This window comes from Lactiplantibacillus nangangensis (assembly GCF_005405065.1).
GTDB classification, from domain to species: Bacteria; Bacillota; Bacilli; order Lactobacillales; family Lactobacillaceae; genus Lactiplantibacillus; species Lactiplantibacillus nangangensis.
The window spans coordinates 159,287-172,889 of sequence record NZ_BJDI01000002.1 but is presented as its reverse complement, the minus strand read 5'-3'; the positions used below and the strand labels follow the sequence as shown (position 1 = coordinate 172,889).

Here is a 13,603-nt window from a genome sequence, read left to right as displayed (position 1 = left end):
AAACAAGCTCATCACTCCTATCTTTTTATTTCAATAATTTATTTTCTAAAGCAGTACACATTAAATCATAACTTATAAAACGTCCCAATTGCAAACAAGTCGACAGTACAATTCAGCCGTTCCCCACCAAAATACCAATCATACCGCCGATACCCGCCCCATTGACACAAAAAAAGTTTGGCACTTAATTGCCAAACTTTTTGATCGTATCACTACGCTTAATCCACTTTTTCTTCACTGGCTAACCGTAACAGTTCTTCCGCATGTTCTAGCGACAATTTAGTCACTTTGGTTCCAGCTAACATCCGAGCCAACTCTTGGACGCGATCGGGCTGAGCCAATTTAGCCACACTGGTTTTCGTTCGATGACCAGTGATCTTTTTCGCAATGAAATAATGATGGTCAGCCATCGCAGCCACTTGTGGTAAATGCGTAATACAGAGCACTTGTGAAAATTTCGCAATTCCACTAATCTTTTCCGCAATCGCTTGAGCTACACGCCCACTGACCCCAGTATCCACTTCATCAAAGATAATACTCGTAATGCCTTGAGACTCTGAAAAAATCGTCTTCAAGGCCAACATCATCCGGGAAAGTTCCCCACCAGAAGCAATTTTTGCTAACGGTCGCATCCGTTCACCAGGGTTCGTCTGAATATAAAATTCAACGCTATCCAAACCACTCCGATAGATTTGGCCTTTCGTTGGCTTAAACCGCACTTCAAAAATCGCTTTATCCATATATAAATCTTTCAATTCTTGATGGATCTGGCGCTGAAGGCTCTTCGCACAAGTCCGGCGCTTATCAGAAAGTGCCTGCCCAGTTTTCAGTAAAGCAGCTTTTTGTTCGGCAACCCGCTGCGATAAGTCTTCACTATTTTCTTCCGAATCGGTCATCTTTGCGAGCTCGGCAGCAATTTTTTTGTAATAATCCAAAATTTGCTGTTCGGAATCGCCATACTTCCGCTTCAGCTGACTTAGCACGTCCAACCGTTGCTCGATCTCATCCAAACGACCCTCGTCAAACTCTTGCAAATCCAACTGATTAGAAATTTGTCCGGCCGCATCTTGTAACGCATAAAAGGCGTTTTTGACATTGACCGTAATATCGTTGAAAGCCGAATCCAGATTTGCAATCGGTTCCAGAGCATTCATCGCGGTCCCCACAATATCGACAGCCCCTGGCGTTTCTTCCTCAGCTGTCAATAAACTATAACTCTGTTGTAAGGCCTGATTGATCGTCTGATAGTTATCTAAGCGGTCTCGTTCAGCAGTCAAATCGGCCTCTTCGCCAACTTTAACTTGGGCCGCGGCGATTTCATCAACTTGAAAATTCAACATATCAAGCCGTTGTGCCCATTCTTTTTCATTGGTATTTTTTTGTCGTAATTCTTGGCTCAATTGTTGATAATCATCGTATTGTTGGGCATAGGTCGCTTTTAATTTTTGCACCTTCTGCGCAGCAAACTCATCCAACAAACCGAGATGTTTTTCAGGTTGCATGAGTTCTTGATGTTCATTTTGACCGTGAATATCGACAATCGTTTCACCGATTCGCTTAAGCGTCGTCGTATTCACTAACATCCCATTAATTCGACAAGTATTCCGACCACTTTTAGCAATCTCACGTTGCAGGATCACCGTATTATCCGCATGATCAATACCCGCATCATCCAACATGCGCGCCGTGACACCATCTGCTGGCAAAATAAACATGCCTTGCAAGACTGCCTTATCCGCACCGGTTCGAATAAACTCTTGGGAGCCACGGCCACCAGCCAATAGTCCGACCGCATCGATAATGATCGACTTTCCGGCGCCAGTCTCACCAGTCAAAACCGTCATGCCATTTTCAAAAGCGATATCCAATTGCTCGATGATTGCAAAGTTCGTAATTGATAATTCTTGTAACACCGCAGATTCCCCCTATAAAAAACGGCCCGTCTCACGAATCGAGAACAGGCCCATGATAACCCTTAGTTATCGCTTAATAGTCGTTGAAGCGTTTGTTGTAATTCTAAGGTCGCATCGAGTGATTTACAGATAATTAAGACGGTCGAATCATCACCCAACGTCCCAAACACATGCTCATAGTGCATCGCTTCAACTAACGAGGCGAGTGCTGGGCCGTTGCCGGGTAAAACTTTGATCAAGACGAATTTATCTTGCGTCGCATAGGACACGTAGGCATCTTTCAAAGTCCGTTTGAGTTTTTTTTCAGTATTCATCTTTTTTTGGACCGGTAGGCTGTAATGATAGCCACCCGTTGCCGAGGGAACTTTAACCAGTTGCATGTCCTTAATATCTCTAGAAATGGTGGCTTGCGTCACTTCAATATTTTCTGCATGTAATAAGCTGACAAAGTCTTCTTGTCGTTCAATTTCTTTTGAACTTAATAATCGTTTAATATAGCGTTGGCGCTCCTGCTTTTTCACCCGATCACCCCCGGCGTTTTAGTCAGTTCACTAACCACATCATAAGCTATTTTGCATAAATATGAAAGACTGGATTACAAAATAATTACTTATTCAATTGGTCGTAAGCGGCTTGCTGCGTCTGTTCAATGGATACGGCGGGTTTGATTTCAGCGACCCCATCAGTCGCTTGCAAATGGACTAAAAATTCAATATTGCCTTCGCCGCCTTTAATCGGTGAAAAGTCCAAACCTAAGACATTGTAGCCGGCAGATTGTGCAAAATTGACAATGTCGGTTAAGACGGCCGTATGAACGGCATGATCACGCACAATCCCGTGCTTACCCACGTTTTCACGACCGGCTTCAAATTGCGGCTTGATCAACGCGACGACCTCGCCACCATTTTTAAGAATGGCATGGAGCGGTGGCAAAATCAAATGTAAGGAAATGAATGACACATCGATCGAAGCAAAGCTGGGTTGGCCACGCTTAAAGTCGGCTAACTTGCTGTAACGAAAGTTGGTATGTTCCATCACTTCGACCCGTGGATCAGTCCGCAATTTCCAGACCAATTGGTTACTCCCAACATCCAAGGCATAGCTCATCTGGGCGCCATTTTGTAGCATGACATCCGTAAAACCACCCGTTGAAGAGCCAATGTCTAAGACGATCCGATCGGTCACGTCGATTTCGAAACTCTTAAGCGCTTTTTCAAGCTTCAAGCCCCCTCGAGAAACGTAAGGCATCGGCTTGCCCTTTAAATGTAATTCAGTCGTCACTGGAATCTTGACGCCCGGCTTGTCCAGCCGTTCTTCATTAACGCCTAAGATTTCACCAGCCATCACGGCACGCTTGGCTTTTTCCCGCGTATCAAATAGTCCTTGTTGCACTAATAAAACGTCGATCCGTTCTTTTTCCATCTATATAAGTCCTCTAATTCATAAAATACGTTAAAAACGATGCCAATAAGCTTAAATCCCGTTGACTCAATTGTTCAGCACGATCAAGCGCCGTTTGGGCAGTCGTCACAGCTTGGTGCAACGCATCCTGAGCTCCTGCAAGTCCTAAGAGTCCAGGATAAGTGTTTTTATGCTCACCAGCATCTTTATGAGTCTGCTTACCAAGTTGTTCGGGCGTACTCGTCACATCTAAGATATCGTCATAGATTTGAAAAGCTAAACCAAAAGCATCACCAAAGGCCAATAACGCCGTCTGCACATCAGGGACAACCTCGGCTTGGATGGCACCTGCCAACACGGCATAGTGAATCAAGGCGCCCGTTTTTTCACGGTGTAACTGTTGTAAAGCTGGTAAGGCTAAACGCGTCCCAGCGCCCTGAACATCCGCAACTTGACCAGCAACCATCCCCGCTGCCCCAGCCGCTTGTGCTAGACCCAAAGTCAATTTAGTCACTTGTTCAGCAGGTAGCCCACTGTCCGCTAACCATTGAAAGGTCAGTGGTTGTAAGGCATCACCTGCTAAAATGGCAATATCTTCACCAAACTTAACGTGATTGGTCGGTTGGCCTCGACGCAATCGGTCATTATCCATGGCAGGAAGATCATCATGGATTAACGAATAAGTATGCATTAATTCCAAGGCCGCACTGGCACGTAAATTAGCCGCTGTAATGGCCTTCCCGAAAACCGTCAAGACTGCTAGCGTCAATAAAGGTCGCAACCGTTTGCCACCAGCAAGCACTGAATAACGCATTGATGCGGTCAAACTAGCCTGATCACTGACTGACCGTAAATTCTCGTCCAAATAAGTATTGAGCCGTGGTCGCCAAGTTGCTTCAAAGGCCGCTAACTGTTGCTTACTCATTGGAATCAGAGGCTTGTGGTTGCTCGAATGGGACTTCACTGCCGTTTTCGTCCATCATCTTAGTCAGTGTCTTCTCGGCCCCTTCCAACGTCGTTTGTAACTGTTTGCTCAGGGCAACCCCTTTTTGGAATTGATCCAAAGCTTGTTCTAGTGGCACGTCGCCTTGCTCTAATTGGTTCACGATTGTTTCTAATTGCGTTAAATTTGCTTCAAAAGTTGGTTTGTCAGCCATTTGTTTTTCCTCCATCAATCTTTGTAATAGTCGCTTCCGCTTCACCATCCGCAAAATGGACAGCGACGGTCTGATTCGGCGCAACTTGTTTGACTGACCGTACGATTTGATCCTCGTGCGTCACAAAAGCATAGCCACGGCCCATAATCTTCAACGGGCTCAGTAAGTCTAACGATTGAATCGTGCGGTTCAACTGCTGCTCCTTACCTGTCAGGACTAATTGCGCCCCTCGTTGTAAACGTTGCTGTAAATTCGTCAACTGCGTTTGCGCCTGGCGAACGCGATGGATCGGCGTCTGCTGCCCCAATCGTTGGGCTAACCATTGATAGGCCTGCTGCGATTGAGATAATCGTTGCGCTCCCGCTTGCTTTAGCCGTTCCGACAAGAAGTCTAGTTTTTGAATATAGCCTTCATATAGGCGATTCGGTTGGGTGAAGACATACGAACCGGTTAACTTATTCAGGCGTTGTCGATCCCGTTGAACTGAATTTTGAAACGCATTGAAAAGCCGCGTTCGGTCCTGATTCAGTTGTAACAAAATATCGTTATAAACTGGCACTGCTAGTTCGGCTGCAGCCGTTGGCGTCGCAGCTCTGACATCGGCAACTAAATCAGCAATCGTCGTATCCGTTTCGTGTCCGACCGACGAAATCACTGGTAAGTCACTCGCAGCAATCGCTCGAGCGACGACTTCTTCATTAAACGGCCATAAGTCTTCAATTGAGCCACCACCCCGACCAATGATCAAGGTGTCAAACGTCCCAGCCGCATTTGCGCGCTCAATTTGGCGGGCAATTTCCGGTGCTGCCGCGTCACCTTGGACTTGTGCAGGGAATAACACGATCTGTGCAATTGGGTAACGGCGCCGGGCAGTCGTGATAATATCACGAATCACAGCCCCAGACTGACTCGTAATCACCGCAATACGCTTAGGAAAACGTGGTAACGGCTGTTTAGGCGCACTAAAAAGCCCTTCAGTCGCTAATTTCTTTTTCAATTGTTCATAAGCTTGATAAAGCGCACCGACCCCATCTGGTTCCATGCGTTCCACGTAAATCTGATAACTACCACTTGCCTCGTATAACCCAATTCGGCCGACGACTAACACTTTCATCCCGACTTCTGGTTGAAACTTCACTTTGGCGAAGGCGGAACGAAACATGATTGCCGAAATCTTGGCATGGTCATCCTTCAAGCTAAAATACTGATGCGTATTCGGTCGTGGTCGATAATTAGAAATCTCACCTGTTAAATAGACTTTGCCTAAATACGGGTCCACATCAAACTTGCGCTTAATATATTGCGTCAGTGCGGAAACTGTCAAATATTGCTGACTGTCACTCACCTAAATCACTCCACTTTGCTAATTCTACGGTTGTTTGCATCAAAGTGGCAATCGTCATCGGACCAACACCACCGGGAACTGGTGTTATCGCACCTGCAATCCCTTGTGCTGAGTCAAAATCGACATCGCCCACTAATTTGCCATTTTCATCGCGATCCATCCCAACATCAATGACCGTTGCCCCCGGTTTAATATCTGCCCCGGAAATCAGATGAGCGATCCCGGTTGCCACAACTAAAATATCCGCCGTGCGAGCGACCGCTTTTAAGTCAGCTGTTCGGCTATGGGCAATTGTAACTGTCGCGTTAGCATTGGTTAATAATGCGGCCATGGGTTTACCCACAATCGTACTACGGCCAATGACGACGGCCGTCTTGCCCGCTGGATCAATATCATAGGCCGCGAGCATCGTCATAATTCCGCGCGGCGTGTTTGCCACCGGATAGTTGCCCGGAAAATTCGTGACTAGTTTTCCAACGTTGGTTGGATGGAATCCGTCGACATCCTTTTTAGGATCAATCGCCATGGTCACTAACGGTTCATTAATCTGTTTTGGTAATGGTGATTGCACTAAGATTCCATGAATTGATGGATCTGCATTGTATTCGGCAATGATTGATAGTAGTTCGGCTTGCGTCGTTGAAACTGGTAACTCGCGCACGATGGAGTGCATCCCGAGTTTCTCGGCTTTGCGATTCTTGTTACGAACATAGATTTGACTGGCTGGATCTGCCCCCACAATAATGACTACGATTCCAGGTTGGACACCTTGTTCAACTAACTTGGCAACTTCAGCTTGCGTTGCCTGATTAACTTGTTTCGCTACGGCTTTACCATCAATAAGTGTTGTCACACACGCCACGCTCCTTTGATTTGTCTTTTTTCATTTTAGCATATTCCGTGGCGGATAATATAGCAGGTTCACTAAGAGTTATGAAAAAAAGCCTGGCAACTTGCCAGGCTTTCAAATTGAACATAATATTGTTCGGTTTTAGACTAAATGTTATCGTTCATGACGGCTTTACCCAAGACGCCACTCACAAATTTCCGTGATTGATCATCACTGAAAGCCTTTGTTAATTCGATGGCTTCATTGACGGCAACCTTGGCAGGCACATCATCCACATATTTCAACTCATAAAAAGCAATGCGCAAGACGATCAAATCAGTTTTTGCCAACCGATCTAATGACCATGTGCTACTTAAGTAAGTTTGAATTTGGGCGTCTAATTCCGCTTGATGTTCCGTGACACCCGTAACCAACGTACTGAGATAACTCGGAATTTCTAATTCCGCGGTTTCATCAGGATTGAGTAATTGTTGATACAACTGATTTTCATCAGCATCTGGGTTAGCGTTCAAGGCAAATAAGGCTTGAAACGCTTTTTCACGAATTTCATGACGCGTTAAACTCAAGATTCTTCACCGTCTTCATTTTCTGGGGTTTCCGGGTCAGCATCACCGAAAAGATTATTCGGGTCGATCCCGCTTTCAGTCTTTTCAGTGACGATCCCAGTAATGTGCACGTTAACTTCGCTCAAGGCCAAATCGGTCATGAACAAAATTTGTTGTTTGACCTTATCTTGAATCGCTAAAGCCACTTTAGGTACGGAAACACCGTAATCCAAGTAAGCATAGACATTCACACTAATTTGGTCATCCACAATCGTTAACTTAACACCTTTACTGAGTGGCTTTTTACGACCGAACAACTCATTTACACTGGAAGAAATCGAGCCACGCATCCGGTTAACCCCATCAATCTGGCTTACCGCGATACCAACGATTATCTCAAGCACTTCTGGTGCAATTTGAATTTGTCCCAAGCTGGGTTCTTTACTTTGTAACGTAATGTTGCTACTTTCAGCCATTTTGACATTCCTCCAATTCCATGTTTGTCGGTACTATTAAAAAATTAAGCCCGAGAAACGTAGGTGCTGTCAACCGTATTAACGATCAACTTGTCGCCAGCCTTAACGAAGAATGGGACTTGAATAATCGCACCAGTTTCCAAAGTAGCTGGTTTTGAACCGCCAGAAGCAGTATCACCCTTGATACCAGGTTCAGTATCGGTAACATCCAAGGTAACCGTATTAGGCAATTCGATACCTAAAACTTCGCCATTGTATAAGGTTACTTGAACTTCCATGTTTTCCTTCAAGAACTTCAATTCTGATTGAATGTGGTCGCCAGGAATTTCAAGTTGTTCGTAGGTATCCGTATTCATGAAGACATAGTTGTCGCCATCTTCATAAAGGTATTGCATCGTGCTCTTTTCGATTGGAGCTTGTTCCATCTTAGCACCGGCACGGAAAGTCTTATCTTGAACGGCACCAGTCCGCAAGTTCTTAAGCTTTGAACGTACGAAAGCACCACCCTTACCAGGCTTAACGTGCTGGAATTCCACGATACGCCAAATGGCATGGTCAACTTCAATTGTTAAACCGTTTTTAAAATCTGCTGTAGAAATCATATAAAAGTTCCTCCTATGAAGATATCTTTATTACTATAACAAGACAGAGCCACCGTGGCAACTGTCTTACCATTATAAAATCAATAAATCACGCGTGGCCGTCGTCAAACGTTCATGTCCCGTTGTAGTGACTAGCACATCGTCTTCAATGCGCATCCCACCTAAACCAGGGAAATAAACGCCGGGTTCAACCGTTACAACACTATTGCTGACCAGTTTCTCATCACCATGGGTTGAAATCAGCGGTCCTTCATGGATCTCGAGGCCAATCCCGTGTCCCATACCATGATTAAAGGCTTCACCGTAGCCCGCATCCGTGATGAGCTGACGCCCGACTGCATCTAGCTCAGCGCTCAAAGCGCCAGGCTTAACTTGGTCGACCACCGCTTGCTGGGCCGTTTTAACCGTCTCATAAGCAGCTGCAAGCTTGGCATCCGGCTGACCTAATGCAAAGGTCCGCGTCATGTCTGACGTATACCCTGCCAAAAAGTAACCGAAATCCAAGGTAACGAGTTGACCAGCTGACAACAAGGCGTTTGACGCCGTTCCGTGCGGCAATGCTGCCCGAGCGCCACCCAACACAATCGTGGTAAAGGATGGCCCACTGGCACCGTGCGTTCGCATGAAGGCGTCTAACAGGTTGCTGACATCAATCTCCCGCATGCCAGGACGCACGATACTCGTGACATACTCAAAGCCGGCATCCGCCAATTTAGCGGTTGCTCGCAGCTTAGCTAATTCATCAGGCGTCTTAACCATCCGAATCTGTTCAACGATGTTTGGTAACGCCACCAAATCACTGGCCAAATTTTCATCCAAATAACTATAGGCCGTGTATGGTAACCCGTCTTCAAAGCCCATGACACCCGTTTGCTGCGCGGCAATCACATCACAAACGGCACCTAAATAGTCGCGGGTGATTATGAGATGCTCGGCATCATATTGATCCGCGAACGCCGTTTGGTAACGCGCATCCGTAATCAAATACACTGTATTCGCCAGAACGAGCAAATAGCCGTCGCCAGCCATATCCGCCATTCCAGTTAAATAATGCAAATTGCCTTCACTCGAAACTAGAAAGGCATCGATCTTCAACTGATCAAATCGTGCTTGTAACCGTTCAATTTGACTAGACATCCAGTCACTCCCATCATAACTCATGCTTCATTATACCAAACTTGAGTCACATCGACGCGCTGGAAGGCTAATTCGCACCTCAAGCGTTAAAAAAAGAGCCTCAAGCAGAGGCTCTTTCAAAAGATTATTTTGCTGGGTAAACAGAAACTTGGCGCTTGTCGCGACCTTTGCGTTCAAAACGAACGACACCGTCAACCTTTGCAAATAATGTATCGTCGCCACCGCGGCCAACGTTAACACCAGGGTAAATATGGGTTCCACGTTGACGATAAAGGATGTTACCACCCTTAACAGTTTGGCCATCAGCCCGTTTGGCACCTAAACGCCGACCAGCTGAATCACGACCGTTGGCAGTTGAACCGCCACCTTTATGGTGAGAGAAGAATTGCAAGTTCATTTTCATAGTGAGTCCACCTCCGAATGTGGTTATCGTGTTTGTTCACGAACTCGGATATAGTCCTGATAGTTCGCGGCAACATCGTTTAATCCAAGAGTGAAGCTTTCAAGCAGTGTCTGCAATTGAGAATTTGTTAAGTCAAGCTTAGTAAAATCTGCAATCAACAAACCACCGTTGGCTTCATCGCTTTGGACCTCGGGTTTTAGCTGAGCAACTTGTTCAATCCCATTGATTGTACTGATTGCCAAAACTGAAACTGCCGCACAAACGATGTCTTGTCCATAAGCACCTGAATCAGCATGACCCGTCAATCGAAAGCCAGTAATTAAACTGTCCGGATTACGATAAATCATTGCTTGAATCATAAGGAATGCCTACTTTCTTATTTATGCATTAATTGTGTCGATCGTTACCTTAGTGTATGGTTGGCGATGACCCTTCTTAGTATGTTGGCCTTTCTTAGCCTTGTACTTGTAAGTAATCACTTTACGTTCGCGGCCTTGTTTTTCAACAGTACCTTCGACCGTCGCACCATCAACAGTAGGCGTACCAATCTTGGTTGAGTCGCCACCGACAAAAACTACTTGATCAAAAGTAACTTTGTCGCCTGCAGCAGCATCAAGCTTTTCTACATAGATTGCTTGGCCTGCTTCAACTTTATATTGTTTACCACCAGTTACAATAATTGCGTACACGTTTGTGCACCTCCTTAAATTATGAATCACTTAGACTCGCCAGATTAAGCGCCATTGCTGGACTTAATACTCAATCCGTGCGGTTGTAGCTGCAGAAGTCCACAAATACAACAAGAAAATACTATCAAAATACCGATGACTAGTCAAGTAATATTTTCATTGAACGAAGAAATCAGTGAACGTAATATTACGTGCCGTCATTAGATGATGTAACTTTTTAATACATTTAGTCAGATAGCGTGGCGTATAAATCATGTCATGTGCCAGCCAATCCGTAATGATTCCTGTCGTGGCCGAAACATAATACGCAATCTGTACACTGACCGGAACTTCTAGATCCGCAAACTGATCCTCAAAATCGTGATAGAACCGTTGCATCCATTTAGTGAGCTGTTCATTGATCCGTTGATTGACGGCCAACTGACTCTGGTCGAGCAACAACGTCTTAAACGCTTCTGCGTGCTGATCAACATATCCCAACGCCTTCGATAGTGACAGGACTTGGACTCGTCGGAGCGGATCGAGTGGATTCGTGATCACGTCACTAACGGGGACCGAAACAATCGCCTGATCAAACAAATCCGTGACCAGATCATCTAAAGCTTGATCAACAAAGGCTGGTTTATCTTTATAATGAAGATAAAAGGTCCCGCGAGTCACGGACGCCGTGGCAGTCAGTTCCTGAACCGAGATGTTTTCAACTTGCTCATTTTGTAGTAATGTAATTAGTGCTTGCCGTAAATGTCGGCGGGTCTTATCGACGCGTGGATCCATGTCGTGACTCATAGTTAACTTCCCTACTTTCTCAATTGATTTAAATATACCATCATTTCGAAAAAGTGTCTAACAGTTCGAGCAATCAAGACAAATTATGCCTAAACGTACATAATTTTCGGGAAATTTTCAAAAAATACAGCTTTTTCATTAATTTTTGTTGCATTTTACGTTATACTAGCTTTACAATAATTGTTATTGGACTAAATAAAGGAGGAATTTCTCTCATGACCGAAGTACGTAAGCCATACAATACATGGGCATCACGTCGTCCAGTTGCTGATAAGCAAAAGCGCATTCGTCGCGAAAAGCAAACTGCTGCCATCCAACGTTTCGCTGCTGGCAAGACTGAAACCATCGAAGCAACACCAAAAATCAAGTAATTAAAAAAAAGAACTGACCACTTGCTGGTCAGTTCTTTTTTTGGACCTCATCATGATTAGTGACTTTAAAAGACGATTTGGTTAGCGATTGTCGCGGGAAGCAGTGAAGTGTTTACTTGCTGCATTTTCCTTTTTGACAAAATTTGAATAATATTGAACACCGCCGGCAATGGCAAGCATGCCGATAATTGCTAAAACTGAACCCATGAGCGTCACACCTTCCCTTTCTCTGATTACAATTATATTATCTTTATGTTACAGGAACATTTCAAGTGAAATGTTTAAAATGTCACTTTTTCCACCTAACTTTTAACTTTTCTTAAGTTATTTAAACCATCTAACCAATTAAATTGTCACCAGTCAGTTCCAAAATTGGCTTACATTTGGGCACACAGCACGCTGCTGAGCGTGTTGGGATCAGTGACGTGCTAGTTACAATCTGTGTCTGCAACCCCAAGAATCATCGTTTTGATGACACTAAAATAGCGCCGATTGCTAAGCTGAACTTAACAATCGGCGCTATTTAATCAGTTATGTCGCGAGTGAGACTTGAACTCACAACCCTCCGCTTAGAAGGCGGATGCTCTATCCAGTTGAGCTACCGCGACAACAACAAGATTAATTATAGTTAACAAAAGAAAGGCTGTCAATTCTTATTTAGCCAGCTAACAACGGATTTAGGGTGACCGAACATCTTGACCATTCTGTTGAAAAATAATCAAAATTAAAAATGAAACCTACTCCAAACGACGTATTTAAGTAATAGTGGCTCAAAGTCACGAAAAATTTATTGCTTTGGAGGCGTTTCAGTCATGAAACAGTTTAAGCATCAAGTATTAGGTCTTATTTTATTAACCGCTACTGGGGTCATCTTAACTGGTTGTCGCTCAGAAACTAGTGCCGACTCAACCACGTCTAGCTCATCGACGGCCGTAGCAACCTCAAGTGGGAGTACGACTAGCCATTCTGCTAGTACGACAATCAGCAGTTCCAATAATTCTGCTTCCAGTCAGCCAATCCAAGCGTTAGACGCTAGCATTGCTGACGAAATGACACAACCATCTAGCAGTTCCACCGCCAGCAGTCAAAGTCAAACAGCGCCAGCCACGACGGCAGCTAACACAAAGAGCGCAACAGCAACCACTAAAACCACCGCAGAAAAAACTAGTGTCATCTGGGGTAATCCTAAGAGCAAAATTTATCACGTTCCCGGCCAACATAGCGATCGAAATCCAACCGGTAACGGTGTCCACTTCGACAGTGAAGCCGCCGCAATTGCAGCTGGCTATCGCCGATCAAAAAAATAACGAGCAAAAAGCATCTGGGATTGACCCGGATGCTTTTTTGCAGCGCTGAAGTGCAGCTGCTGGCCACACTTTTAGCTTAGTAGTTATTTTCTTGTCGTTCTTCATTAACTTGATTTTTCGCTACGAACGCCGCTTGAATCTCATCTTGTGAATAACCGAACTCAACGAATCCAATCTTTAAAAAGACATGCCAAGCATGCTTGTAGCTTACCTGACGATGGTCAAAGTAGGCGTCATACAATAAGTGCTTAATGGCTAAATACTGCTTGTTCAAGTCCGTCGGTTGCTTTTCACTTAATGCCGTCAATTCGTCTGCAGTCAGCGGAATTAAATGGGTCCACTGTTGAATCGCTGCAACTAAGAAGAAAAAGTCCATCGCATCTACATATTCGTTAAGCAAGGTCTCACGATGGGTCTTCCCCGCGTCAGCTTTCCCTTTATGGATCTTCCAAACTTTAAACCACTCCGACGTATTCGCCATTTCAGCTAATTCGACGTCTAACGAAACCATCGCATTCTGTAAACGCGTCGCTGGTTTCCAATGAATCGCCTGGCGCGTGGTAATATCTTGATCCAAATGAATCGATTGTTGTAATAGTGCAGTTAAATCTAACATTTTGA

At 44.8% G+C, this 13,603-nt stretch carries 19 protein-coding genes, 1 tRNA gene and 1 other annotated feature; of the genes, 2 read left to right on the top strand and 18 right to left on the bottom strand.

All coding sequences use genetic code 11. The annotated features are described in order from the left end of the window. Window positions 1-218 precede the first annotated feature (218 nt). The 15 genes from recN to FFM70_RS02400 all read right to left on the bottom strand — a co-directional run bounded on the left by recN (window position 219) and on the right by FFM70_RS02400 (window position 11,304). Window positions 219-1,913 carry a DNA repair protein RecN gene (gene recN, locus FFM70_RS02470; protein WP_137615263.1) on the bottom strand — a complete coding sequence of 565 codons (1,695 nt, stop codon included), beginning with the start codon at window positions 1,911-1,913 and terminating at the stop codon, window positions 219-221. Between the two features lie 62 nt (window positions 1,914-1,975). Next, entirely contained in the window at window positions 1,976-2,434 is a 459-nt protein-coding gene (locus FFM70_RS02465) for an arginine repressor (protein WP_137615262.1), read from the bottom strand. Between the two features lie 85 nt (window positions 2,435-2,519). Beyond that, the gene (locus tag FFM70_RS02460) at window positions 2,520-3,335 is read right to left on the bottom strand and encodes a TlyA family RNA methyltransferase (protein ID WP_137615261.1); all 816 of its coding nucleotides are present in this window, start codon (window positions 3,333-3,335) and stop codon (window positions 2,520-2,522) included. A gap of 13 nt (window positions 3,336-3,348) precedes the next feature. After that, window positions 3,349-4,239, bottom strand: a complete 891-nt coding sequence (locus FFM70_RS02455) for a polyprenyl synthetase family protein (RefSeq protein WP_137615260.1) — start codon at window positions 4,237-4,239, stop codon at window positions 3,349-3,351. Continuing rightward, window positions 4,232-4,471 (bottom strand): exodeoxyribonuclease VII small subunit, encoded by a 240-nt coding sequence (locus FFM70_RS02450; protein ID WP_137615259.1) that lies wholly within the window; start codon window positions 4,469-4,471, stop codon window positions 4,232-4,234. The genes FFM70_RS02455 and FFM70_RS02450 overlap by 8 nt, the downstream gene beginning before the upstream one ends. Next, entirely contained in the window at window positions 4,464-5,816 is a 1,353-nt protein-coding gene (xseA, locus tag FFM70_RS02445; RefSeq protein WP_137615258.1) for an exodeoxyribonuclease VII large subunit, read from the bottom strand. Before xseA ends, FFM70_RS02450 begins: the two co-directional genes overlap by 8 nt. After that, window positions 5,809-6,669: a bifunctional 5,10-methylenetetrahydrofolate dehydrogenase/5,10-methenyltetrahydrofolate cyclohydrolase gene (locus FFM70_RS02440; RefSeq protein WP_137615257.1), complete on the bottom strand. Its 861-nt coding sequence runs from the start codon at window positions 6,667-6,669 to the stop codon at window positions 5,809-5,811. Before FFM70_RS02440 ends, xseA begins: the two co-directional genes overlap by 8 nt. A gap of 143 nt (window positions 6,670-6,812) precedes the next feature. After that, on the bottom strand, window positions 6,813-7,232 hold the full coding sequence (gene nusB / locus FFM70_RS02435) for a transcription antitermination factor NusB (protein ID WP_137615256.1): 420 nt from the start codon (window positions 7,230-7,232) through the stop codon (window positions 6,813-6,815). Next, window positions 7,229-7,687, bottom strand: a complete 459-nt coding sequence (locus FFM70_RS02430; RefSeq protein ID WP_137615255.1) for an Asp23/Gls24 family envelope stress response protein — start codon at window positions 7,685-7,687, stop codon at window positions 7,229-7,231. The genes nusB and FFM70_RS02430 overlap by 4 nt, the downstream gene beginning before the upstream one ends. 44 nt (window positions 7,688-7,731) lie before the next feature. Beyond that, window positions 7,732-8,289, bottom strand: a complete 558-nt coding sequence (gene efp, locus FFM70_RS02425; RefSeq protein ID WP_137615254.1) for an elongation factor P — start codon at window positions 8,287-8,289, stop codon at window positions 7,732-7,734. Window positions 8,290-8,361: 72 nt separating this feature from the next. Next, window positions 8,362-9,426, bottom strand: a complete 1,065-nt coding sequence (locus tag FFM70_RS02420) for a M24 family metallopeptidase (RefSeq protein ID WP_137615253.1) — start codon at window positions 9,424-9,426, stop codon at window positions 8,362-8,364. 124 nt (window positions 9,427-9,550) lie between these two features. Continuing rightward, window positions 9,551-9,829 carry a 50S ribosomal protein L27 gene (gene rpmA, locus FFM70_RS02415; RefSeq protein ID WP_137607477.1) on the bottom strand — a complete coding sequence of 93 codons (279 nt, stop codon included), beginning with the start codon at window positions 9,827-9,829 and terminating at the stop codon, window positions 9,551-9,553. 23 nt (window positions 9,830-9,852) lie between these two features. Next, window positions 9,853-10,188 (bottom strand): ribosomal-processing cysteine protease Prp, encoded by a 336-nt coding sequence (locus tag FFM70_RS02410; protein WP_137615252.1) that lies wholly within the window; start codon window positions 10,186-10,188, stop codon window positions 9,853-9,855. Window positions 10,189-10,209: 21 nt separating this feature from the next. Beyond that, window positions 10,210-10,518: a 50S ribosomal protein L21 gene (rplU, locus tag FFM70_RS02405; RefSeq protein WP_137607475.1), complete on the bottom strand. Its 309-nt coding sequence runs from the start codon at window positions 10,516-10,518 to the stop codon at window positions 10,210-10,212. 22 nt (window positions 10,519-10,540) lie between these two features. Continuing rightward, window positions 10,541-10,613 (bottom strand) — a sequence feature (ribosomal protein L21 leader region). A gap of 61 nt (window positions 10,614-10,674) precedes the next feature. Next, window positions 10,675-11,304, bottom strand: a complete 630-nt coding sequence (locus FFM70_RS02400) for a TetR/AcrR family transcriptional regulator (RefSeq protein ID WP_137615251.1) — start codon at window positions 11,302-11,304, stop codon at window positions 10,675-10,677. A 215-nt stretch (window positions 11,305-11,519) separates the two neighbouring features. On the opposite strand from FFM70_RS02400, the gene FFM70_RS02395 reads away from it, so the two are divergent. After that, window positions 11,520-11,675, top strand: coding sequence for a hypothetical protein (locus FFM70_RS02395; protein WP_137607473.1), 156 nt, complete (start codon window positions 11,520-11,522; stop codon window positions 11,673-11,675). Between the two features lie 81 nt (window positions 11,676-11,756). On the opposite strand, the gene FFM70_RS14025 is transcribed toward FFM70_RS02395, so the two are convergent. Beyond that, window positions 11,757-11,882 carry a hypothetical protein gene (locus FFM70_RS14025; RefSeq protein ID WP_263390595.1) on the bottom strand — a complete coding sequence of 42 codons (126 nt, stop codon included), beginning with the start codon at window positions 11,880-11,882 and terminating at the stop codon, window positions 11,757-11,759. A 327-nt stretch (window positions 11,883-12,209) separates the two neighbouring features. Continuing rightward, a tRNA-Arg gene (locus tag FFM70_RS02390) sits at window positions 12,210-12,283 on the bottom strand. A gap of 204 nt (window positions 12,284-12,487) precedes the next feature. Here FFM70_RS02390 and FFM70_RS02385 point away from each other — a divergent pair. Beyond that, a complete protein-coding gene (locus FFM70_RS02385) occupies window positions 12,488-12,982 on the top strand; it encodes a sunset domain-containing protein (RefSeq protein WP_137615250.1) in 495 nt (164 codons plus the stop codon). A 76-nt stretch (window positions 12,983-13,058) separates the two neighbouring features. Here FFM70_RS02385 and FFM70_RS02380 read toward each other — a convergent pair whose 3' ends face one another. Then, window positions 13,059-13,598 carry a dUTPase gene (locus FFM70_RS02380; protein ID WP_137615249.1) on the bottom strand — a complete coding sequence of 180 codons (540 nt, stop codon included), beginning with the start codon at window positions 13,596-13,598 and terminating at the stop codon, window positions 13,059-13,061. Window positions 13,599-13,603: the final 5 nt, after the last annotated feature.